The sequence below is a fragment of the Leucobacter coleopterorum genome (assembly GCF_011382985.1).
Taxonomy (GTDB): domain Bacteria; phylum Actinomycetota; class Actinomycetes; order Actinomycetales; family Microbacteriaceae; genus Leucobacter; species Leucobacter coleopterorum.
This window is the reverse complement of record NZ_CP049933.1, coordinates 3,056,541-3,077,356: the sequence shown is the minus strand read 5'-3', so window position 1 is coordinate 3,077,356 and position 20,816 is coordinate 3,056,541. Positions and strand designations below refer to the sequence as shown.

24 protein-coding genes, 1 tRNA gene and 2 pseudogenes are annotated in these 20,816 nt (G+C 59.5%); 17 read left to right on the top strand and 10 right to left on the bottom strand.

The features are described from left to right. Positions 1-34 precede the first annotated feature (34 nt). From G7066_RS14505 to G7066_RS14490, 5 genes are all read right to left on the bottom strand, one after another. On the bottom strand, positions 35-331 hold the full coding sequence (locus G7066_RS14505) for a metal-sensitive transcriptional regulator (RefSeq protein ID WP_166331725.1): 297 nt from the start codon (positions 329-331) through the stop codon (positions 35-37). Positions 332-625: 294 nt separating this feature from the next. Then, a complete protein-coding gene (locus G7066_RS14500; protein ID WP_244303417.1) occupies positions 626-1,030 on the bottom strand; it encodes a FadR/GntR family transcriptional regulator in 405 nt (134 codons plus the stop codon). Between the two features lie 48 nt (positions 1,031-1,078). Then, a complete protein-coding gene (locus G7066_RS16635; RefSeq protein ID WP_244303061.1) occupies positions 1,079-2,554 on the bottom strand; it encodes a hypothetical protein in 1,476 nt (491 codons plus the stop codon). Beyond that, positions 2,551-2,967, bottom strand: coding sequence for a hypothetical protein (locus G7066_RS14495; protein ID WP_166331724.1), 417 nt, complete (start codon positions 2,965-2,967; stop codon positions 2,551-2,553). The genes G7066_RS16635 and G7066_RS14495 overlap by 4 nt, the downstream gene beginning before the upstream one ends. A gap of 154 nt (positions 2,968-3,121) precedes the next feature. Next, the gene (locus G7066_RS14490; RefSeq protein WP_166331723.1) at positions 3,122-3,910 is read right to left on the bottom strand and encodes a FadR/GntR family transcriptional regulator; all 789 of its coding nucleotides are present in this window, start codon (positions 3,908-3,910) and stop codon (positions 3,122-3,124) included. A gap of 163 nt (positions 3,911-4,073) precedes the next feature. On the opposite strand from G7066_RS14490, the gene G7066_RS14485 reads away from it, so the two are divergent. From G7066_RS14485 to G7066_RS14470, 4 genes are all read left to right on the top strand, one after another. Then, entirely contained in the window at positions 4,074-4,631 is a 558-nt protein-coding gene (locus G7066_RS14485) for a YbhB/YbcL family Raf kinase inhibitor-like protein (protein WP_166331722.1), read from the top strand. A 69-nt stretch (positions 4,632-4,700) separates the two neighbouring features. Continuing rightward, positions 4,701-7,343, top strand: a complete 2,643-nt coding sequence (locus tag G7066_RS17150) for a proline dehydrogenase family protein (protein WP_166331721.1) — start codon at positions 4,701-4,703, stop codon at positions 7,341-7,343. Further along, entirely contained in the window at positions 7,241-8,218 is a 978-nt protein-coding gene (locus G7066_RS17145) for an aldehyde dehydrogenase family protein (protein ID WP_280116180.1), read from the top strand. Before G7066_RS17150 ends, G7066_RS17145 begins: the two co-directional genes overlap by 103 nt. Continuing rightward, complete coding sequence (locus G7066_RS14470; protein ID WP_166331719.1) at positions 8,197-8,412, top strand: hypothetical protein; 216 nt, start codon at positions 8,197-8,199, stop codon at positions 8,410-8,412. Before G7066_RS17145 ends, G7066_RS14470 begins: the two co-directional genes overlap by 22 nt. A gap of 3 nt (positions 8,413-8,415) precedes the next feature. Here G7066_RS14470 and G7066_RS14465 read toward each other — a convergent pair whose 3' ends face one another. Further along, positions 8,416-8,883: a GNAT family N-acetyltransferase gene (locus G7066_RS14465; RefSeq protein ID WP_205881464.1), complete on the bottom strand. Its 468-nt coding sequence runs from the start codon at positions 8,881-8,883 to the stop codon at positions 8,416-8,418. A 98-nt stretch (positions 8,884-8,981) separates the two neighbouring features. Between G7066_RS14465 and G7066_RS14460 the strand changes: the two genes are divergently transcribed. Next, positions 8,982-9,063, top strand: a tRNA-Tyr gene (locus G7066_RS14460). A 45-nt stretch (positions 9,064-9,108) separates the two neighbouring features. Here the strand turns inward: G7066_RS14460 and G7066_RS14455 are convergent. Beyond that, positions 9,109-9,558 (bottom strand): ImmA/IrrE family metallo-endopeptidase, encoded by a 450-nt coding sequence (locus G7066_RS14455; protein ID WP_166331717.1) that lies wholly within the window; start codon positions 9,556-9,558, stop codon positions 9,109-9,111. A gap of 18 nt (positions 9,559-9,576) precedes the next feature. Continuing rightward, on the bottom strand, positions 9,577-10,029 hold the full coding sequence (locus G7066_RS14450) for a helix-turn-helix transcriptional regulator (RefSeq protein WP_166331716.1): 453 nt from the start codon (positions 10,027-10,029) through the stop codon (positions 9,577-9,579). Between the two features lie 131 nt (positions 10,030-10,160). Between G7066_RS14450 and G7066_RS14445 the strand changes: the two genes are divergently transcribed. The 3 genes from G7066_RS14445 (at position 10,161) to G7066_RS14435 (ending at position 12,537) form a co-directional block, all read left to right on the top strand. Next, entirely contained in the window at positions 10,161-10,460 is a 300-nt protein-coding gene (locus G7066_RS14445; RefSeq protein ID WP_166331715.1) for a hypothetical protein, read from the top strand. Then, positions 10,460-11,164, top strand: coding sequence for a hypothetical protein (locus tag G7066_RS14440; RefSeq protein WP_166331714.1), 705 nt, complete (start codon positions 10,460-10,462; stop codon positions 11,162-11,164). Before G7066_RS14445 ends, G7066_RS14440 begins: the two co-directional genes overlap by 1 nt. Before the next feature lie 275 nt (positions 11,165-11,439). Then, a complete protein-coding gene (locus G7066_RS14435; protein ID WP_166331713.1) occupies positions 11,440-12,537 on the top strand; it encodes a hypothetical protein in 1,098 nt (365 codons plus the stop codon). A 17-nt stretch (positions 12,538-12,554) separates the two neighbouring features. Here G7066_RS14435 and G7066_RS14430 read toward each other — a convergent pair. Next, a pseudogene (locus G7066_RS14430) lies at positions 12,555-13,769 on the bottom strand (IS3 family transposase). A gap of 6 nt (positions 13,770-13,775) precedes the next feature. Here G7066_RS14430 and G7066_RS18050 point away from each other — a divergent pair. The 7 genes and pseudogenes from G7066_RS18050 to G7066_RS14400 form a co-directional block, all read left to right on the top strand. After that, positions 13,776-14,060, top strand: a pseudogene (locus G7066_RS18050) (glycoside hydrolase domain-containing protein); the annotation flags it as partial. Positions 14,061-14,116: 56 nt separating this feature from the next. Continuing rightward, positions 14,117-14,995, top strand: coding sequence for a glycoside hydrolase family 25 domain-containing protein (locus G7066_RS14420; RefSeq protein ID WP_244303059.1), 879 nt, complete (start codon positions 14,117-14,119; stop codon positions 14,993-14,995). Next, positions 14,974-15,312, top strand: coding sequence for a hypothetical protein (locus G7066_RS14415; RefSeq protein ID WP_166331710.1), 339 nt, complete (start codon positions 14,974-14,976; stop codon positions 15,310-15,312). The genes G7066_RS14420 and G7066_RS14415 overlap by 22 nt, the downstream gene beginning before the upstream one ends. 630 nt (positions 15,313-15,942) lie before the next feature. Next, entirely contained in the window at positions 15,943-16,602 is a 660-nt protein-coding gene (locus tag G7066_RS14410) for a hypothetical protein (protein WP_166331709.1), read from the top strand. Next, a complete protein-coding gene (locus G7066_RS14405) occupies positions 16,599-16,817 on the top strand; it encodes a hypothetical protein (RefSeq protein WP_166331708.1) in 219 nt (72 codons plus the stop codon). Before G7066_RS14410 ends, G7066_RS14405 begins: the two co-directional genes overlap by 4 nt. After that, positions 16,814-16,948: a hypothetical protein gene (locus tag G7066_RS17140; protein ID WP_280116179.1), complete on the top strand. Its 135-nt coding sequence runs from the start codon at positions 16,814-16,816 to the stop codon at positions 16,946-16,948. Before G7066_RS14405 ends, G7066_RS17140 begins: the two co-directional genes overlap by 4 nt. A 2-nt stretch (positions 16,949-16,950) precedes the next feature. After that, on the top strand, positions 16,951-17,190 hold the full coding sequence (locus tag G7066_RS14400) for a holin (RefSeq protein ID WP_166331707.1): 240 nt from the start codon (positions 16,951-16,953) through the stop codon (positions 17,188-17,190). 86 nt (positions 17,191-17,276) lie between these two features. Here the strand turns inward: G7066_RS14400 and G7066_RS14395 are convergent, their stop codons facing one another. Continuing rightward, positions 17,277-18,032, bottom strand: a complete 756-nt coding sequence (locus G7066_RS14395) for a glucosamine-6-phosphate deaminase (RefSeq protein WP_166331706.1) — start codon at positions 18,030-18,032, stop codon at positions 17,277-17,279. A 194-nt stretch (positions 18,033-18,226) separates the two neighbouring features. On the opposite strand from G7066_RS14395, the gene G7066_RS14390 reads away from it, so the two are divergent. Continuing rightward, positions 18,227-19,612 (top strand): glycine--tRNA ligase, encoded by a 1,386-nt coding sequence (locus G7066_RS14390; RefSeq protein ID WP_166331705.1) that lies wholly within the window; start codon positions 18,227-18,229, stop codon positions 19,610-19,612. Positions 19,613-19,716: 104 nt separating this feature from the next. Next, positions 19,717-20,814, top strand: coding sequence for a CPBP family intramembrane glutamic endopeptidase (locus G7066_RS14385; protein WP_244303057.1), 1,098 nt, complete (start codon positions 19,717-19,719; stop codon positions 20,812-20,814). Positions 20,815-20,816 lie beyond the last annotated feature (2 nt).

Here is a 20,816-nt window from a genome sequence, read left to right as displayed (position 1 = left end):
TCATCGCGAGTCGAGCACCTGCTATTGACCCTCACTAAGCCAGTGAAAGAAAGAGCTTCTCGAGTTCCTCCTGGCCGGTCGTGCTCTCATCGTCAGGGTTGTTGAGGCATTCCTGGAGCGCGCTCGAAATGACAAGGAAGCCTGCGCGATCCAGCGCTTTTGATACCGCGGCAAGTTGCTGCACGACGTCGCGGCAGTGGTCGTCTCGCTCTACCGAGCCAATAACGGCGGCAAGTTGGCCGTGCGCGCGACGCAGGCGATTGAGCACTTTGCGTTTTGCTGCTTCGTCGTGCGCGGGTTGTTTGGTGTCTGGTGCCGTTGTTGAGGTCATGTGCTGGTTGCTTTCTGCGAATGTCTGTTCCGGTTTGATACACAGAATACCCCCAAGGGTATAATTGATAATGTGCAAGTCATGCCCGGGGGTATTTTGCAGCTGCGAGAAGCCCCGACCAACAATTGCACTAAGTGGGAAACTGCGTGTCGAGCTGGTAACTTGCACTACCCGCGGTAAAGCGACGGGGGCGGGTTGGCTTCGTCCTTTTCGGTCACTGCTTAGAGAACTCAACATGCTGCTGGAACGCATCTACGACGAGGATCTCGCGCAGGCCAGTTATTTCATTGGCAGTCAGGCGAAGGGTGAAGCGATCGTGGTGGATCCGCGCCGCGATCCTTCATTGACGATCACTACATCGTTGTCGACGTGGTTGACCATCGCGTGCACAGCGTCGATGAAATCTTGGCGACGGATCGCGTCGAGCACCCGGGCGTGATCTCGTTCCATCTCGGCGCCTGTTGCGACCATGGCGAGCTTGCCGCGGTGCTCGGGGGTGCGCAGTCGATCGTTGATTCCTGCGTAGAGCGATGCAAGCAGGCGGTTTTTGGCCGCGTCGAAGACGAGGCGATGAAACTTGCTGTCGAACGCCGACGTGTCGTCGTCGTTTGCGAAGCCGAGAACGGGGCAGCGTGTGCAGCCGACCTCGTCAATCGCGGCCTGCTCGAGTGCAGTGAGGTCTTCTTCGGTGCGGTGGATGGCGGCCTGCTGCGCCGCCTCGGGCAGGGTTATGAGCTTTTGGGGTGGTTACTTACCTGACATGACCTCTTCGAGTGTCAGCGATCCGTTGGGGCCGAACCCGGGTTTACCTGACTTGCCAATTTTCGGATACAAAGGATCCCTTTCCCGGTCCCTGGTGACATTTGAAAGATCGCCACCAAGGTTCTCGCCGTCATAGTTCCGACCGCCCGCAATGATGTCAGCTGCAACCGTGTTGAGGTGTTGAATGATGTTTTCTTCATTCATTTGGAAGTCGTTTAACGCAAGTGTGAGGCTCTTTGCGCCGTCGACCGCGTCTCCAGCCAAATCCTCGAGTAGTTTGTGGAGCAGTTCATTCAGGTTGACCAAGTGGCTTGCCGGACCGTTCGGGCCGCGTCCGATGCTTGAATCTCTCTGAACCATCGTCTCGCTGCCACACGCTGCGTTGAGGTCGGCGACTCGGTTCAACTCGACTGCTACCGCGGGCAATGAGCGCTCTGCGATTTGCCGCACCGACTCGTTCATGCTGAACGTTTCGGTGCCACCCTTCTGGTCATCGGAATGGGGGTCGTAGTTTCCCCGATACTTTTTGTTGTAGTAGTACTCGGTCTCGTACTCCATCAGCGAGATGAGTTTCATCTCCTCGTTTTCGATACTCTCAGACAGTGCTTTCAGTGCCTTACGTATTGCCTTAAGGACACCGTCATAAGTGGAACCTGGTTCATCAACTTTGTCGGGGAAAAGGAAGTCTTTTCCGTTCGAAATATACTCGATGCCGTCGATGAGTCCGTCTACCAGACCGGGGGCGAACTGCTTGACCCCCTCCACCGCCCAGTCAACAACCTCAAATACCTGTTGAAATTCGAATCCTGACCCGGTTGAGACTTTGTTGAAACCATTGAGACCTTTCTTCACAACTTCAAGCACATCCGCCCGCGCCGCGTTCCAAATCTCACGTTGGGAGGTAACGACCCCACCTCTCAGCACCGAGATCGTCAGGAGCCCGCCGACCGTGAAAGTGAGCTGGCCGAGGAAGTTTATGCGAAACGCATCCCATGTACGGCCCTGAACCTGAGCGATGTTGCGTTCAATCGACCTGAGCGGCTCGTGTAATTCACCTCCTGCCGGTCGGGTCGTCTCACCGTCCTTCCACTGTTCCCCCGAAAGTGCCTGCGTGACATCACGGCAGCTCTCGAGGTTCACTCGCAAGTTTTCAGGGTCGGGAATGCTGAGCCAGGGATTGAAGAGCGAATCTATGGTGCTCCGAACCCCGTCGAAGGCGGCCTCGTAGTCAGCATCTTTGCCCTGGTCCATCCACGTTGCAAAAAGCACGTCGGAGCGCCAATCGCCTCCACCGGCACCGGTAGTTGCATCCGGCGCAGAGACAGTTGTCAGTGTGTTTCTCGACCTGTTTTCGTACTTGTCGCCCACGATGTTCCAATCACCGGGCTGGCTCTTCATGTAGGCGTCGACCGCCGCTCGTTTGAGGGGCCCCAACGCTGCCGTGAGTTCTTGGTTGCTCATATGCTTTCCTCGCCCTCCGTTGGTGTGCTTTGCTGAGCTGATTTGACCTCTGCGTGCCTGGTTCTTTTGAGGTAGAGGACAACCATCCCCGCAGCAACAACAAGAAACAGGTCAGTTTGTCGATTCATGCGTGCCTCGTTGCAGGAGGCCGCGACCGAAACCCGCACTTCTGCGGCAAGGCCTTTAAAACCAGATGACTTTTCCTGCTCATCTGCGTAGTGCGAAACCTCCGAGCGGTCTGCCCCGTAATTGTGGGTTGAGAGTACGCTCACTTCATCGATGAACCCCAATCCCAGTGGGCGGCAGGTCACCGTCAGCGGGCCGTTCGTTACGTTAAAGCTGGGTGGTGAGAAGTACAACCACCCGATCGCCACTAAAAAAATGCCAGTGACAATGAGCCGGGAATTCGACATGCCAACCTTTCTTCAGCTGCCCCGCGCTGGGCGAGTGCTCGCTTCTCGTATGAGTTTGGCATAGATCAAAGTGGATATCCACAGCCGGAGCCATGGTTTTGGAGTGATCTATAGAGGTTTTGCCTGCGTACTGCCACTAAGAATCGCTAGGAAACTAACCCGCCGCGATCCTCTGGTTGTCTGCCTCGACCGCGAGGTCGATGCGCTGCTGTTGCTCGGGAGTGCGTGTCAGTGGGGGCACCACCTCGTGCTGTTCATTGACGATCACTACATCGTTGTCGACGTGGTTGACCATCGCGTGCACAGCGTCGATGAAATCTTGGCGACGGATCGCGTCGAGCACCCGGGCGTGATCTCGTTCCATCTCAGCGCCTGTTGCGACCATGGCGAGCTTGCCGCGGTGCTCGGGGGTGCGCAGTCGATCGTTGATTCCTGCGTAGAGCGATGCAAGCAGGCGGTTTTTGGCCGCGTCGAAGACGAGGCGATGAAACTTGCTGTCGAACGCCGATGTGTCGTCGTCGTTTGCGAAGCCGAGAACGGGGCAGCGTGTGCAGCCGACCTCGTCAATCGCGGCCTGCTCGAGTGCAGTGAGGTCTTCTTCGGTGCGGTGGATGGCGGCCTGCTGCGCCGCCTCGATTTCGAGGGCGCGGCGATAGCTCAGGATCTCCTCGAGCGTGAAGTCGGAGAGAAACTCGTTGAGAAGGGTGCTCGTTGGCGCCGACGAACGCACGAAGGTACCGCGACCGGGCAGGGTTTCGAGCATGCCGATGCTCGCGAGTGAGCGAACAGCCTCACGCACGGTGGAACGACCAACGCCAGTCTGTTCGGCGAGCTCGGGCTCGATCGGGATCCTGCTGCCGACAGGCCATTCGCCCGTTGTGATCTTTCGCCGCAGGAAGGCGAGGGTCGCTCGGGCTCGATCAGAGCCTGTCGTCGATGCCATGGTTCCTCCGATTGAGCGCCCTCTGCGCACGCCGTTCGTAAGCCTTCAGTATATCTGTAGCCGCTCTGCAAAATCTCGTAGATTACCCGCCGCTGCCGCCCTAAGCTGAAGGAGCAGAGTGCTCGCCCAAAACCAAGGGTCGTGCCGAGAATGAGGGAGTGACATGACCCAGCATCACACGAGCCAAGGCGACATCAACCCGTACGCGGGGATGCGACAGGTGCCTAGTTTTACGCTGACCAGCACCGACATTCAAGAAGGTGAGCCGCTTCCGGCCGAGCTCTACGCGGAGTACGCGGGTGGGCAAAACCGGTCGCCACAGCTGAGCTGGTCGGGTTTTCCGAAGGAGACCCGCAGTTTCGCGGTCACCTGCTTTGACCCCGATGCGCCGACAGGATCCGGTTTTTGGCACTGGGCGGTGGCGAATATCCCGCTTGAGGTCACCGAGCTGCCAGCGGGCGCGGGATCTGAAGCGGGCGGGGGCCTGCCGATAGGTGCCATTACGCTGCCCAACGAAAAGCGCGAGCCGTGGTTCACGGGGGCGGCACCGCCCGAGGGCACCGGCGTGCACCACTACTGGTTTGTTGTGCACGCGCTCGACGTGGAGCGTATTGAAGTGGATCCGCAAGCGACCCCCGCGGTGATGGGCTTCATGATGCGCGATGCGGTGCTGGCGCGCGCGATCCTCGTTGCCACCGCCGAGTTTGGCGGCGCGGCGTAGGGGGGATGACCTCACTTCAACCCTGCGCGCCTCATCGCCTCAGTCACGCGGCGGTTCTACAGTGGGCGTATGGTTGACCAGCGGTTCTCCCCAGAATCAGTTTGGGGTGCGCTCATCAAGAAGAGCGCTTCTCGGGTAGACAACTGGATCGCGGCAGTACGGGCGAGTGGCACCACCTCACCTGAACTGCTCGGTGGGGTGAGCAGGGATCCCGAGAGCTTTGAATTCACCAGGCGTCTGATCGAGTTCGTTGCGGGTACCGAGGACGCTTTCACCTCGGCACTCGGACTCCGTGAGGTCGCGCAAGAGATGCCCGACTCCATGCCCGTTCGGGATCGTCTCGCGGTGAAGGCCGGTGGAGTGGCCTCGCTGGGCCTGCCCTGGGCCGTCATGCCTGTCGCCCGGCGTTGGCTGCGGGATCGGGTCGCCCATCTCGTGCTTGCCACCAAGCTGCCGGTGAGCAGCCCACCAGGAAAACTCCCCGGGCTCACAGAAACACTGCGGCATTATTCAGAGGCAGGGTTTGTGCCGGTCGTGCACCCGCTCGGTGACCGTGTGTTCGGCCCCTCGGGAGCCGAAACTGAGATTGCGAGACTCGCGGCACTCGCGGCGCACCCCGCCGTGAAACATCTCGTGGTGGATCCGGCGCGAATTGCACCCGGAGGCACCGACTGGTCTGCGACCGATGACGTAGCGCTTGCCGTCGCTGCACTGCGCCCCATTCTGGAGGCCGCCGCAGAACACGACACGGTCGTCAGCATCGAACCTTCCAGTGTGCGTTGGCTGCGCCTGATCCCGGAGGTTCTGGCCCGGGCCCTCGCCGATCCTGAACTTGACCGGGCACGCGTCGGCACCCGTATTTTCGCCGAACTACCCGAGTCACGAGAGATCTACGACCGCGTGAGCCGCTGGGCGCTGCGCAGAGTCGCCGAGGGTGGAGCCCCATGCGAGATCGTTCTTGGTGTTGCGGGTGTCGCCGGAACCGAGCGCATCTCATCGATTCAGAGTGGACTTGCCGTGCCGGTTATCGAAGATCGGGTGGCCCTGACCGCGCAGATGCTTCGGCTAGCCGAGCTCGCCCTGCATCCTGGCCGAGCCGCAGTTCTGCGACCGATCATCGCCTCGGAAGACGTGTGGATGCTCGCGGCGGTCGTTGAACTCGCAGAAAAGCGCGAATTGCAAGATCTAGTTTCGGTGCAGCTACGGAGCGGAGTTGTGCCGGGACTCGCGCAGACGCTTTTCACGGATGTGGGCGAGGTGAGGATGTTGCTGCCCGTTATTGCGCCGCAAGACTTTGTGGGTGCCGTCGAGCATCTTGTTGGGCTTGCCGCGGAGGCGGCGGATCCCGAATCGGTCGTGTCGCGGCTTGAGGGTCTGCTTACCGCTGCGGAGGACTCGGAAGATGTTGACGGCGGCCATGAGCCTGAATCGACAGAGCACGTGATGCTTGTTGAGGCCGCGCTCGCCGCAGACAAAGACGCGCCTACCTCGCACCGCACACAGCGCCGCGCGCGCGAGTGGGATCCGACTGAGCGTGACAGCGCGCTCTTCTACCGCGCCCCAGACGAGCCGACCCGCTTCGAGACCGGCGGCCTGACCGCGGCGGTGCTGGGGTTGACGCGGGGCGAGACAGGCGAGTGGCAACTCGGTGAGTTCGCGCCGACGCGTGAGATTCCAGCGAGATCTGACTCGGGCTTCGCGAATGAACCCGACACCGACGCCAGTGTGGTCGAGAATCGAGATTGGGCGCGCGAGTGCCTGGCCCGCGCTCATTTGCAGGCCGAGGCCGTCGGAGTCGACCCTGCAAACGACACCGTTTCTCTTTCGCCGGTTGATGTTGACGCGACCGCGGTCGCTGACGTTGTGCGCGAGGCGGGGGAGCGCTGGGCGACGGAACCGCATCGCATTCGTGCAGTTCGACTGCGGCGCGGGGCGCTTGCGGTTGTGGCGGCTCGGGATCGTCTGATTCAAACGCTGGTTCTCGACACGGGTGCGCCAATCATTGAGCTTGATGCAGAGGTCAATCGCATCGTCGACGCAGGCCGATACTGCGGGCAACTCGCAGAAGGCCTCGAAGCGGTGCGTGGTGCGACCTTCGTGCCCGACCGCTTGGCTCTGGTTGCTGCAGACGATCTCACACCGCTTTCTGCGCAGGCCGAGGCCGTGCTCGCAACCCTCGCTGCCGGAACAGGTGTGCTGTGGGCGGTGCCGTCTCGGCTGCTCCGATCCGCATCGGCGCTCGTTGAAGAGTGGGAAGTTGGCGGCATTACACCAGGTGTTGTGCGTCTTGAATCGGTGCATGCCGGCTGGACTTTGGGCGCACTCGCCGCCTACCCGGGAACCGACCGGGCCGTTGTTTTTGGTGACCGTGCCGAGGCTCGAGAACTGGTGCGGCGTCGACCCGATCTCCGCATTGAGGGTCACTTTCACGTGGGTGGTTCCATGCTCATCGCGCCTTCTGCTGACCTCGGTCAGGCGGTTTCAGATCTAGTTGACTCGGCATTCCGCGGGCGGGATCGGATCCGCGCGCCGTGGGAGCGGCGGTTCTGGTCGGCAGTGTCGCCCGTTCATCGCGTTTCCGCGAGGCACTTGCCGATGCCGTGCGGGCGATGCGTGTGGGAGATACCTCGAATCCTGAAGGGCGCGATCCTCTCGGCTTCGACCTGGGACCAATGGCCACTGCCCCTTCGCCTGCGGGTCTGCGGGCACTGACGGAACTTTCTCGCGGTGAAGAGTGGCTGGTACAGCCGAAGCAACTGGACGACGCGGGCCTGCTGTGGAGCCCCGGAGTGCGCCTTGGCGTTTCGGAGTCTTCGACGTTTTGGAGCGAATCGGTCGGTGTGCCAGTTCTTGGCGTATTACACAGTCACACGATTTCTGAGGGAATCGCGAAGCAGAACCTTGTTGGAGGCGGCGCAGTCGCTGGTCTGCAGGCCAATGACGGTGACGAGATTTTAGGCTGGCTTGAAGGGGTGCAAGCAGCTTCTCTATCAGTCAATCGACCAACCACCGTGGCACGCATTGAGCGGCAGCCCGGTGGTGGCTGGAACGAAGCAATCATGGGTTTGCCTGCACTGGCCGGTGGACCCAACTGGCTGCTTGCACTGGGGTCGTGGCAGCCCCGCGAGGGCACCCGAAGTGACACGCTGCACTTGCGTGGGCTTGATCCCGAAATTCAGTTGCTCATCGAGGCTGCCCAAGAGGAACTCAGCTACGAAGATTTTGATGCGCTGCGGCGGGCGGCTCTCGCAGATGCGCTGGCGTGGCGTACTTCTTTGGGGGTGGTCCATGACGCAATCGGGTTGGGGATTGAGCGCAACACACTGAGGTACTGGCCTGTTGCAACGCAGATTCGTCTCGCCGAGAGGGCGTCAGTTGCTTCGCTCCTTCGGGTAATCGCTGCGGCGCTGCTTGTGCGCGCTCCAGTGGCTGTGTCGACCGGTGAGGTGCTGCCGTCTGCGATCTCTTCGTTCTTGGCGTCTCAGGGCATCGAGGTCTCGCTGGAGCGTGACGATGACTGGATTGAGCGTCTTTCTGTAGTCGGGCCTCTTGGGCCGACGGAGTTGTGGCGTCGCGAGTGCGGCTGATCGGTGGTGATCGTGTTCGTGTTGCCGAGTGGATGGGCGGGTTGGATCGCGCAGCGCTCTGGGCGGAGCCTGTGACGATGGCGGGTCCGGTAGAACTGCTGACCCTGCTGCGGGAGCAGTCGGTTTCTGCGCGGGCGCACAGGCATGGCTTGGCTATTGCTGTGCCCGGGTTGGATCAATTGTTGGAGGGTTAGGGACTACCCGATCCGCATCGGTGTGTGCGGAATTCCGTCTTCAAGAAACTCTTCGCCGTTGGTCGTGAACCCAAACCGCGCGTACCACTCCGTCAGATACGACTGCGCGTGTATCTGGATCGGGTGATCCCCGCACACCTCGATCGCCGTGTTGAGCACGGCCGCCGCGATCCCCTGGCCCCTGTGCGCGGGGGAGGTGACGACTCGACCGATGCTGCGTAAACCGGGTTCTTGGGCGTCTTCATTCAGAATTCTGACGGAGCTGGCAATGCTGCCGTCTGTTGTTTCTGCCCACACCTGGATGGTTTCTTGTTCGAGGTCGCGCCCGTCGAGGTCGAGGTAGACACAATCTTGCTCGAGAACAAACACCTCTTGGCGCAGTTTGGCAATCCTGTAGAAGGTTGTCGGTGGAACCTCATCGAAGCTATCGGCGCGGTGGATGGTGATCTCGGCGGGGAGCGCGTTCATCATTCGATTTTGCCACGCGGCGTGTCTCTGGCGCACGCGATTTCCGTTCTGGCGGGGTGTGCCTGTAAAGTTGGTCTCTGGTTGCGTTATGCGCGGCCTTTGGCGGATTACCCGAGCGGCCAAAGGGGGCTGACTGTAAATCAGCTGGCAATGCCTACGGGGGTTCGAATCCCTCATCCGCCACAGAGAGAAACCCCGGTCAGATTAAATATCTGGCCGGGGGTTTTGCTATTTGGCCGCGAGGCGCTGTGACCACTGTCCGGCACCCATGCGCGGGTTTACGTACACTGTGTCGCCCACACGCTCGAGCGTGCGTTCGTATGCGACAACTAGTTTTTCGAGTACGCAGAGTTCTTGCGCGATGGAGGGGGTGTGGAGCCCAAACTTGAGGGTGGCATCCCTGTATGCCACCTCATTGATGAGAAAGTGGGCGGCCCACTCGTCAGCGCGAAGCTCCATGCGTCGGTTGATGTGCTCGAAGACCGTGGGTTCGTCGTTGTTCGTGGCGTGCCCGAGCTCGTGAGCGAGCACTGACCGGGTTTTGCGATAGAGCATGCCTTCGTGGATTCGCACCGCGCGGGTTTGCAGGCAGTAATCACCGACACGATGGAGGTGACTGAGGTCGGCATACTCGATCGTCACGTCGATGCTCGTGGCGTAGTCGTATAGAAGTTCCACGGCAGCATCTCCTCTCGTCTAGTAAATGTCCTCGCCCGTTTCGTCGATTTCTTCGTGCGCGGCAAGCGCGTAATCGCTTCTCAAGCGAGAGTCTTCATTCTCGATGAGACCACCGACACGCGGCTCCGCGATGACGGCCGCGATAGCGTTCACGGCAGCCTGCCCAGCTTTGCCCTGCCGGGGCTGATCAAGCGTGTCGAGCATCCCTCCGATGATTTCGAGCCAGAGGTCAGTGTCGGTGGTGTGTTCGCTTGCGTGCAGATCGGCGCCCAGGGCCTCGTAGATCTTGCGCAGGTTTTCAATCTGTGGTGTCGCACCGCGCTCGATGTTTGAAAGTGCCTGGCGTGAGATCCCGACGAGGTCGGCGAGATCCTGCTGCTTCATGCCCGCACCCTGGCGAAGCTGTCTGACCTGAGAAGCCAGGTGTTTGCGCTCCTCAAACGGAACCTGGGCGGCGTCTTTTTTCGGCATTCGCTCACTGTAACACGTCAAGAAGAAACGCGCACGGATTAAATTAACGCGACATAAATAAGCATCTTCGTGACAATTAGCTTGCATTGTGTCAAGTAGTGTGCAACTCTACTTGACGTAGAACGTGGAGTGTGAGCGTGAAGGAGAAGGGGTTGCAAGAGAGCATCTTGATGAACGAAGAGAGCGTGACCGCAGTGGGAGAGACGGACCGCTACGCCGAGGTGGTTGAGATGAGAATGCCTCGCCGCAAGGGGTTGTCGCTCGCGGAAGTTGAGCGCGGTGAACGGCCACATCGCTGTGGAAAGTGCATGAATCCGTTTCTGCGCGCCGGGAACCCGGAGTGCCCCCGACTTGCGCAGAGCCAGGAGGGGGCGTTGGGGGCAGAGCGGCCCGGCGGGCACTTGCCAGAGCGCGAGAGCGAGGGGCTGTAATGACGGTTCCTGTAGCGGTAACAGAACGGGAAGTGGTGAGGCTCACGCAGCCGCACACGGAAATGACCGAGGCAGGGGCGGTCGAGTGGCCACCCCTGCTGGTGTGGCTGGATAACTCGATCACGGAGGTGGTGAAGCGCGGTGGCGCTGGATCGAACGGCACGGGGATCCCGATTAACTTTGGTGCCCTGCACCTGCTAGATGGTATTCGGCGTGCGTGCGGCCGCGTTCGCGAGACTCTGTTTCTCTCGAAACAGAGTGGAAAAGATGCCCTGTTGGGAGATGTTGTGGAGATGTGGGCGGTCGCTCGTCAGGCGAGATCGCGCGGGGAAGTGGCGGATGAGCAGTGGCTGAGTGTGTGTGAGGAGATTGGGGTCTGGGTGGCGAGGATCGAGGCTGAACAGGGTGCCCGATCCCGGCAAATGGAGCTCACGGTTCCCTGCCCGAGGTGCGGGGTTCGATGGGTGCTTGATGGCGGTGAGCGAAGGGCCGCGGTTGTGATTGAGTACGCCGAGGGTCGTGCCCCTGTCGCGGGGTGCCGGGCTGAAGAGTGCGAAGCCCTGTGGGTGGGTTGGGATCAGATCGCGAAACTCGGATTCTCGGTGCAAGCTTCTGTCGATATTGCCGTGCTTGCTGACTGCGGTATTCGTGTTGAAGATGCCGCAGGACCGGCACGGGATGCGGGAGGCGAATTTCTGTGCTAGGCTACTAAGTGGTCAGGGAGAAGTGTGCTTACTCCCTCGAAAAGCTCCGGTCGGAAGATCAGGAGCTTTTTTCGTTTCTGGGGTGCATTGTCGTTTCTGCTGGGTGAAAGTTAAGGGCCCGGAGCGGTAGTTCTCTAGTCTTCTTTACGCCGTCTGCCGTCACTGCTTTCGCGGCTGTGGCTGCAGCATGCGCAGAGCGAACTTGTTCCGACGGGAATGGCATCGAGTATTCGTACCTGACTAACTTTGTTCAACTCAAAACAGGAGGAGGAACTGTGTCTGATCCATGGGTTCTCAATACGCAGATTTGGCTCAACAAAACGTATGGCTACCACCCACAGTGGGTATACGCCCCAACAACTGGAGTGACAGGCTGGCCGACGATGGAGGCGCTCACGCGGGCACTTCAAATTGAGCTTGGAATTACCACGCTATCTCCCAATTTTGGTCCAACCACCATGAGTACGCTTACGAACAAGGTGGGAAGCATCGGGATTGGCAGCGCTTCGGGTGTCAATATTGTAAAGATCCTTCAGGGTGGCAGTTACTGTAAGGGCTTTGACGGTGGGGGCGGGGTCCTCGATGGGGTTTTTGGTACGCAATTGCAGTCGGCGGTTGTATCTATGCGAAGTAGTCTAGGGCTTCCTGCGAGCCCGGCAACTGTGACGCCAAAGCTCTTTAAAGGGTTGTTGTCAATGGATGCATGGCGGCTGGTCCCGAGTGGTTCTGCTGCGATTAGGGAAGTGCAGCAGGCGCTAAATGGTCGATATATTGATCGTCCGTTATATGAACTTTGTCCTACGGACGGCCTTTATGGTCGACAGGTGCAAGAGCGAATGATGTTCGCAATTCAGTACGAAGGAGGAGTGCAGGGGGCTAACGGAAATTTCGGGCCAGGAACTCAGGCAGCTGTTCGGGCAAATGGATTGTTTGGGATCGGGCACCGTGATTCCTCGGCATACTGGTGTCATCTTTTCCAGGCGGCTATGCGCTTTAATGGCTACCCAGCAACACCCTTCACCGGTGTCTTTGACGCCGCTACACAGACCCAGATGCAGGCCTTTCAAGATTTCATTGCTCTCCCCAAATCTACGGGAGTGGATTTTTCAACTTGGGCTTCCTTGCTGGTGAGCGCTGGAGATCCAAACCGGCCGGCGTCAGCTGCCGATGCATCCACTGAAATCACCGTCTCGCGGCTAGCAACGTTGCAAGGTCAGGGGTACAACTACTTTGGTAGGTATCTCACCAACACGATGGGAATTGGCGACCTCAACAAATGCATCAAACGTGATGAACTTGGGATGATTCACACTTACGGTGGTCGCGTGTGGCCGATTTTTCAGACAGGTGGGGCGGACCTTTACCCCGGATAGTGGACACGGGGTTATGGCTACGCTGCAGCAGCAAGCATAGCTGATTCAAACGCGTCAGGCGCGACTTGCCCGAGGTAGGAGTGGCGGCGCTTCGTGTTGTACCGGTTCACCCACCTGAACACCTCACGGCGACATTCATGCTCGTCCCGAAACGCTGCCCGTCCGTGCAGGACTTCACGCTTGAGCGCCGCGTTGAACGACTCAGCGAGCGCGTTATCCGCTGAGGAACCGACAGCCCCCATTGACTGCGTCACCCCCCAGCTCTGTACACAACTGCGCGTACGCTTTCGAGGTATAGACGCTGCCGTGATCTGAGTGAAAAATGGTTCCGTCAAGTGAGCCACGCGCGGCTCTGGCTGCGGTCAGTGCATCACTGACGAGTTCGGTACGCATGTGGTCGGCAAGCGCCCACCCGGCCAGCTTTCTCGAACACAGATCGATCACCGTCGCGAGGTACCAGTTCTTCCCACCCACGATGGGCAGGTACGTGATATCGCCGACATAGCGGGTGCCTGGCGTGTCAGCGGTGAAGTCACGCTGCACCAGATCAGCGACCTTCTGATCATTGGGGTCAGGGACCGTGGTCTTCACCCGACGCAAGAGCCTGATCCCTGAAAGCCCGTGCTCGCGCATCACTCGCGCGACGCGCTTGTGATTCACCCGTTCGTTCTCGGGTGCCCCGTCGTTTAAGTCCGCGGTCACCCGGGGTACCCCGTAGGCGGGATCCCCGCCAGCCTCACGGTCTTGCGCACGTCTCACTCGCGCAGCAAGCGCTTCGTCGGCTTGCGTGCGGGCGGCCCGTTTCGGGGCAGCTTCCACCCACGCATAATACGAGGAGCGAGCAACGTCGAGGACTCGGCATAGCCACTTCACCGGGATGGTGTCACGGTGGTCGTCAATGAACTGGAAGCGGCTCACCAGTTCATCTCTCCCGCGAAATATTTGGCTGCCTGGCGGAGAATATCGCGCTCGGTCTCAAGCTTGGCTTTCTCGTTTTTCAGGGCGCGGTTCTCGGCAAGGAGCGCAGCCACCTCACCCGTCTCTACTAAGTCGGTAGCAGCGCGGCTGTCACGGTTTGGGGGCGGCGTGGTGCGGTACTTCTGCAGCCACAGCGACAGTGTTGACTTGCCGATGCCGAGATCACTCGCGATCGAGTCGAGGGTCGCTCCTTCGGTGGTTTCGTAGAGGTCAACGGCTTGCCGTTTGAAGTCCTCGGAGAATTGTTTGGGCATGGTTCTATGGTCTCGCTTTCTGCCGGAAAACCCGGCATCAGCGTGTCCACACTTCGGGGTAAAGGCCCGGCGGACCCTGAACACTTCACGTATCGTCGTGGCTATGAAGTCTCAGAGGAGGCGGCAAATGCGGCGTGGGCCTACCGAATCCCAGCAAATTCCATTATCTACTTTGCCGTTGATTTTGATGTCCTTGACGAGCAGATCGTTCCGAAGATACTTCCCTATTTCCAGGCCTTGCATGAGAACTTAGGTAATTGGGGATTGTCTGGGTATCGGGTAGGTATTTATGCCCCCGGCTTGTTTGCCAGAGGGTTGCAGATGCAGGGTATGCGGTCTCATCGTTCGTGTCTGACATGTCGGAGGCATTCAGCGGGAATAAAGGCTACTTGCTGCCTTCGAACTGGGCATTTGATCAAATTCACGAGTTGGATGTGGGCAGCGGTGCGGGTCTCATTCGAATCGACCGAAATGTCGTTTCTGGGCGTGACACTGGATTCGGGAATCTCGCTCCGGAAATCGGAGTTGGAAACGACCCCGTGATTCCTGCGTCTCAACTGGACAACTTCGAGAACGCCTGGTTTAACTGGTGTCTGGATCATCCTCAGGCGGTCGAGCCAATTGCTATGAATAGCAACCGCGGCTTGGTAAAAGACCTGGTCGTCAAACATGATCCCTTTATCACTGCCCAGGCCAAAAAGCTCGGGATCTATAAGGCGATGGCCCTGACTCCACTTATTTGGGAGTCTCTAGCAATCAACCCTCTTGATGACCTCGCCGATGCTTTAGTGGTGAAATACTACGCGGCACTTTCTGAAGGAAAAACGCCCGCACCTGGTACAAGAAGTGATTCTTCTACAGGTGTATGTCAGATGTTTGCTGCAACATGCATCGAAGCGAGGAATTGGGCAAAGGCAAAGGGATACATCACAGATGGTCCATACCGAGAAAATGACTGGCGAGATATGTGGGAGGTGTGGTTAAGGCTAAGGTCCGATGAGGAATTCGCGATTCAATCTGCCATTTTCTACATGATGTGTAACGCTGAGAATCACTGTGGAGTACCACCAGTCAAATTGAGGGGTCTCAACCCGAGTGAGGTTGCCCGCATGTGCATGGCATACAATGCGGACATGTCTGATCCCTCGTACGACGCCATGATTTACGGCCGCGAGAAGGCCCAGCTGTTCTATCTGATTCGCAAATGGCACGAGACATTTCGATGAAGAAGGCGATGGTGGGAATAGGGGCGGGACTTCTGGCAGCTCTGGCTTTCTGCGCGATGACCATTGCTTGCATTTCAATTTCAATGAGTGATTATGTTGTTGTGCATGGATTCAATCTCAAAGTTGTGGAGGTACCCGAAAATGCTCAGCCTGAGGCCGTCGGTGGCCTTGTGATCGCTATCATGTTTGGGTTAGTAGCCATCGTGTCTGGTGCCTTGAGTAGCATGATTGCATTTCGGGAGTTCCACCCTTGGGCTGCTATCTTTCCTGTTTTGGCACTACTAGGCGGATTCGCTCTGGGACTTTCGCAGATATAGGAGTTGCACTGCAGTGCATACTTCGGAATCGACGCTTGTGTCTAATTCTAGCAGGACCGGGACCCCGAGTAGGTCGATACGGCGGAGAAGGTGTTCCAGCGTCTTCTCCGCCGTATCTCCCAAATCCCTGAATCATTCGGATCATCGGTCGATGATTTTCATCTCTCGTTCTGAGGGTTACTCTCCGCGGAAGCGGCTTTGAGGCCACCATAAGAATCCCTGGGTCAAGAATGTAGCCGTACTTTTCAGATGTGTTGGGGTCGGGGCACTCGGCGAGGGTCGTCCCGTCACAATTCGGTGCGTCGACAGTAATGTAAAGGCGGTTGATGCAACGGTATTTCCAGTGGAGCATGGCGTAATCTAGCCGCTCCAGAGATTCGGGAGCGAACGAGATCGATTGTCAATGAGGAATTCCGCGCGGTTCTAGTTGCGAACAAGGGCCGCCAGTTCGGAGCGTCCGCGACGACCGACCACAAGTTCCGCCAAAGAATTACACCGGGTTTCACCGCACGAACCTGTTCCAGCACGATCCAGTGGAGTATTCGCAATGCTTTCATAACCATCGAGTCGCTGGCAATTGCAGGAGAAACCCCCGCCCCGCAGCGGGGTTTTCGCATTTAAGGAGGGAAATTGTCCTACAAAACCCTCATCACCCCGAACTACGGTCACCACGAGCACGCGGGCAACTGCCTCCCGATGGCACAAAAATCAGTGGGCGCCCCGGGCGGGCCGCACTCCGCGACGGCAGCCGCAAACGCGACGCGCTACCAGCATCACGACCGCGCGTTCCCAGGTGATGCGCCCGCGGTCGTGTGGCTGTCGCACTGGGGCACTTACACCGACTATCGGGATGGGCGGCTCAAGTACGAGGACTGGGGGCACGTCGTGTTTTGGGAACCCGCCGCCTTCGGCAAAACCGGAGGGTTTTTCTCCTCGCCCCGCAGCGGCTATGGGGTGGGCGAGTGGTTCCGCACCATCGCAGACGTCGAGAACGCGTTTGCGAGCGTGTATCGCTTCTGGTCTGAAGACATCAACGGCGTCAGAGTGATTCAGCCGATACCCAAACACGACGCACCTAAAACACCACAACGAAAGGAGCACAGCATGTTGATGGCCTATTACGAGCACGCGGCAGGCAATGACCAGGGGCGGTGGCTCATATTCGGCCCCAAGTTCCAGCTCGAGCTCTCCACAAAACGAGCCGCAGACGCTCTCGCGAAACAACTCGGTGTTACCCCATTTATTACAGACGGGGGAGGGTGGGCCAAATTCAAGCGAGTCTCAAAATGAGGGAGGCGCCGCCGGGCAATATCGGCATGAGCGACCTCTGGAAACAGGGCCAAAACACGCAGGAGCGCCTCGCAAAGCTTGAGGTGATCGTTGAGCGTCTCGCAAAAGTAGACGAGCGCCTTGACTCCCACTCGGACAGGCTGCGCCACCTAGAGGGGCCTCAATTAGGCAGGAGGGTGATGCGGATGACATCCGCTCGCTCGACGCACGTATGACAGCGATGGAAACGCAGCAGAGTGCCACCAGCAACCAGGTCTCGCACCTGACCTGGCTTCCACCAATCATCGTCGGCGTCATCGGTGCCGGTGGTGCAACTCTCGTCGGAAGACTGATTAACGGAGGATGACAATGCGCACAAAACAGTTCTGGCTTGAAACTGGCGAGCGCGCGGTGAAAACATTTGCCCAGTCGGCGGTGGCACTTCTCACTGCGGGGGCCGCCGGGTTGCTCGGCGTCGACTGGCTGCAACTCGTCTCGGTCGCGGGTCTCGCGGCTCTTGTGTCGGTCCTCACCTCGGTGGGCTCCGACTACGTGGGTGATCGCGGCACTGCATCGCTCGTTACCTACGAGGACGACAGCGCCGTGTAACCCAAACTGCCAAAACCCCGGCCAGATTGCATATCTGGCCGGGGGTTTTTGGCGTGCGCTTTTGCCTACCGTTCAAACTCATGAGCTCAGTAGGCCAGTGCCCCAGCTTCCGCGTACTTCCCGCTCAGCAGCGACGCCGCATCCTCATCAATAAACCAGTGCACATTCGGATGCCGCTGCAGCAGGCTGGCCGGCAATTCTTCGGTGCACGGCCCCTCAAGAGCCGCAGCAACCGCCGCAGCCTTGGCCGATCCCGTGGCGATCACCACGAGCTCGCGCGCCTCAAAAATCGTGCCGAGGCCCTGGGTGATCGCGGTGGTTGGCACCTCGGCAGAAGAAGCAAAGAACCGCGCATTGTCTGCGATCGTCTCGGCGGTAAGGTCAACAACGTGGGTGCGCGAGTCGAACGCGGTGCCCGGCTCGTTGAACCCGAGGTGGCCGTTGCGACCGATGCCGAGGATCTGCACGTCGATGCCGCCCGCCTCGCGGATGGCTCGGTCGTAGGCTTCCGCTTCTCCCGGCTCACCGTTTCCGTTCGGCACGTGCACCAGGTGCGGATCGAGCCCAACTACCTCAACGACGTCGCGTTGAATCACGCTGTGGTAGCTCTCGGGGTGGCCTGCCTCCAGCCCGATATATTCGTCGAGCGCAAAGCCCCGCACCCTGTTTTGATCCAGCCCAAGCGAGGTGGCGATCCTGCCCCAGGCGCGGTAGGCCGCAACGGGCGAAGAACCGGTGGCGAGTCCGATGACCGCCGTGGGGTTTGCTTGCACCGCCGCAACGATTCGCTGGGCGAGTGCGTCGCCGAGTGCCTCGGCATCAGGGGAGATGTGAATCTGCACGGGAGGACCTCTTCCGGCTGGTGCGAATGAACGCAGCTACGAAGGAGCGGGGGAGAACCTTCCCATAGAGAATAACCCGAATCCCTTTGCTCCCAGTTCGCACTCACTAGACTGGAGCCTTGTGGATCGCGCCCAAAGGCACCGATCCCGAACCTGCCCAAGATCCCCGCTTGCACCTTGGAGTGAATGCAAACATGGCTGAACAATCCCGACTCGACAAAGTCATCGCCCTCGCCCGCCACCGCGGCTTCGTGTTTCAAGCGGGTGAGATTTATGGCGGATCACGATCCGCATGGGATTACGGCCCCCTCGGCACCGCGCTGAAAGAGAACATCAAGCGCCAGTGGTGGAAGACCATGGTGCAGAAGCGCGACGACGTTGTGGGCATCGACTCCAGCGTCATCCTGCCGAAGCAAGTGTGGGAGGCCTCCGGTCACGTCGAGGTCTTCAGTGATCCACTGGTCGAGTGCACGCAGTGCCACAAGCGCTACCGCGAGGATCACTTGATCGAGGCCTTCGAAGAGAAGAAGGGCCGTGCTCCCGAGGGCGGCCTCGCCGAGATCGTTTGCACCAATTGTGGCACTCGTGGTCAGTGGACCGAGCCCCGTGCGTTCTCCGGACTACTCAAGACCTTCCTCGGCCCGGTCGACGACGAAGCGGGCCTGCACTACCTGCGCCCAGAAACCGCGCAGGGCATCTTCGTGAACTTCGCGAACGTGCTGCAGGCGGCTCGCATGAAGCCTCCATTCGGGATCGGGCAGATCGGCAAGAGCTTCCGCAACGAAATTACGCCGGGCAACTTTATCTTCCGCACCCGGGAGTTTGAGCAGATGGAGATGGAGTTCTTCGTCGAGCCCGGCACGGACGAGGAGTGGCAAGAGTACTGGATGGCCGAGCGCATGCGCTGGTACACAGACCTCGGCATTGACGCAGAGAACCTGCGCTTCTACGAGCACCCCCAAGAAAAGCTGTCGCACTACTCAAAGCGCACCGCCGACATCGAGTACCGCTTCGGCTTCACCGGTAGCGAGTGGGGCGAGCTCGAGGGCATCGCAAACCGCACGAACTTCGACCTGTCGACACACTCGGAGAAGTCGGGCAAAGACCTGAGCTTCTTTGACCAGACAAAGAATGAGCGCTACACGCCCTACGTGATCGAGCCGGCCGCAGGCCTGACCCGCTCCCTGATGGCCTTCCTCGTTGACGCCTACCGCGAAGAAGAGGTGCCGAACGCCAAGGGCGGCACCGACAAGCGCACGCTGCTCGCACTCGACGCACGCCTCGCCCCGATCAAGGCTGCGGTGCTGCCTCTGTCGCGTAATGAGGCATTGTCGCCACTGGCCCGCGAGATCGCACAAGATCTGCGCGACGATTGGAACGTCGACTTCGACGACTCGGGTGCCATCGGCCGCCGCTACCGTCGCCAAGACGAGATCGGTACGCCGTTCTGCGTCACCGTTGACTTCGATTCACTCGACGACAACGCGGTAACCGTGCGTGAGCGCGACACAATGCAGCAGGAGCGTGTGCCCCGCGCTGAGTTGCACGCCTACCTCGCCGAGCGCCTGCGCGGATCCTAACCCCTTGCATGCCAGCCGGTACTGGCCGCTCAGCCGGTTAAAATGATCGAAGTTTTACCGGCTGAGCGGCCAGTACCGGCTGAAGTTTTTGGAAGGAACAAAAGGTGACGAGTAGCACTCCTGAACAGCCCGAGTCGAGCGCGCCGCAACCGCCGCCCACCTGGGCCTGGGCCAACCAACCCCAGCCAACGCAGACAGTGGAGACTGAGCCGCTCGAATACCACCGCCTACTCAGGGGTGCGCAGAGCTACAAGTGGTGGAAGCCGCTGCTGATGGTGCTCATTGCGGGGGCCATCTACATTGTGTTCTCGGTCATTATTAGCGTGATCTGGATGGGCATTGTGTTCGCGGGAAACCCGGACCTGTTCACGGGCAGCGATCCCGGGGCGATAAGTAAACAGCTTCTCGACCAGTTGACCCTAGATACCCAGAACCCACTCGCCGTGCTTATGAACCTGGCGACGATCGCGCTGATGATCCCGTCTGTCATTCTCGCGATGCTCATCATGGGCATGCGCCCGGTGGGCAGGATCTGGTCAGTTGCGACGCGCATTCGCTGGGGCATGCTGGGCCGCTTCACCGGTTTCGCGGTGCTCGGTGTCGTTGTTATGAACGTGACGGGTGTGCTGTTTGAGGTGTTATTCAGCCTCGCAGAACCCGCACAATCCGCAATGCTCTCGGTGCCGAAGGACTTCGACCCCAACGCCGCGCTGCTCTCGTTTGCGTTTGTGCTGCTCCTTGTGCCGATCCAGGCGACCGCTGAAGAGGTTGTGTTCCGCGGGCTTTTCATGCAGGTGCTCGGCGCTTGGCTGAAGAACCCCTGGTTTGCGATCTTGCTCCCGTCCCTAGCCTTTGCGCTGGCCCATATCTACGACATCTGGGGACTCGCGGCGGTGGGTCTCATGGGCCTCGTCGCAGCTTGGCTAACCTGGCGCACCGGCGGGCTTGAGGCCGCGATCGCCATCCACATCATCAACAACATCTTCGCTTTTGGGGTGATGAGCACCGGGCTCGGCGGTTCGACCGCCCAGACCGAGTCGGCTGGGGGCCCGGGCTCACTAATCGGCGAGGTAATCGGTCTCTCGCTGTTCACTTGGCTGGTTGTGCGGTCCTTCAAGAAACGTGGATATGGACGCAGCCGCATCGACCTCATTAGGGTGCCGATTGCTCCGCAGTCAGCTCAGCCCCTCACCGGGCAGTAGGA

Bases quoted from the DNA above. Each gene is read 5' to 3' on its own strand.
- G7066_RS14505 (WP_166331725.1), bottom strand. From the start codon at position 331: ATGACCTCAACAACGGCACCAGACACCAAACAACCCGCGCACGACGAA.
- G7066_RS16635 (WP_244303061.1), bottom strand. From the start codon at position 2,554: ATGAGCAACCAAGAACTCACGGCAGCGTTGGGGCCCCTCAAACGAGCG.
- G7066_RS14495 (WP_166331724.1), bottom strand. From the start codon at position 2,967: ATGTCGAATTCCCGGCTCATTGTCACTGGCATTTTTTTAGTGGCGATC.
- G7066_RS14490 (WP_166331723.1), bottom strand. From the start codon at position 3,910: ATGGCATCGACGACAGGCTCTGATCGAGCCCGAGCGACCCTCGCCTTC.
- G7066_RS14485 (WP_166331722.1), top strand. From the start codon at position 4,074: ATGACCCAGCATCACACGAGCCAAGGCGACATCAACCCGTACGCGGGG.
- G7066_RS17150 (WP_166331721.1), top strand. From the start codon at position 4,701: ATGGTTGACCAGCGGTTCTCCCCAGAATCAGTTTGGGGTGCGCTCATC.
- G7066_RS17145 (WP_280116180.1), top strand. From the start codon at position 7,241: ATGCGTGTGGGAGATACCTCGAATCCTGAAGGGCGCGATCCTCTCGGC.
- G7066_RS14465 (WP_205881464.1), bottom strand. From the start codon at position 8,883: ATGATGAACGCGCTCCCCGCCGAGATCACCATCCACCGCGCCGATAGC.
- G7066_RS14450 (WP_166331716.1), bottom strand. From the start codon at position 10,029: ATGCCGAAAAAAGACGCCGCCCAGGTTCCGTTTGAGGAGCGCAAACAC.
- G7066_RS14440 (WP_166331714.1), top strand. From the start codon at position 10,460: ATGACGGTTCCTGTAGCGGTAACAGAACGGGAAGTGGTGAGGCTCACG.
- G7066_RS14415 (WP_166331710.1), top strand. From the start codon at position 14,974: ATGGCACGAGACATTTCGATGAAGAAGGCGATGGTGGGAATAGGGGCG.
- G7066_RS14405 (WP_166331708.1), top strand. From the start codon at position 16,599: ATGAGGGAGGCGCCGCCGGGCAATATCGGCATGAGCGACCTCTGGAAA.
- G7066_RS17140 (WP_280116179.1), top strand. From the start codon at position 16,814: ATGACAGCGATGGAAACGCAGCAGAGTGCCACCAGCAACCAGGTCTCG.
- G7066_RS14400 (WP_166331707.1), top strand. From the start codon at position 16,951: ATGCGCACAAAACAGTTCTGGCTTGAAACTGGCGAGCGCGCGGTGAAA.
- G7066_RS14390 (WP_166331705.1), top strand. From the start codon at position 18,227: ATGGCTGAACAATCCCGACTCGACAAAGTCATCGCCCTCGCCCGCCAC.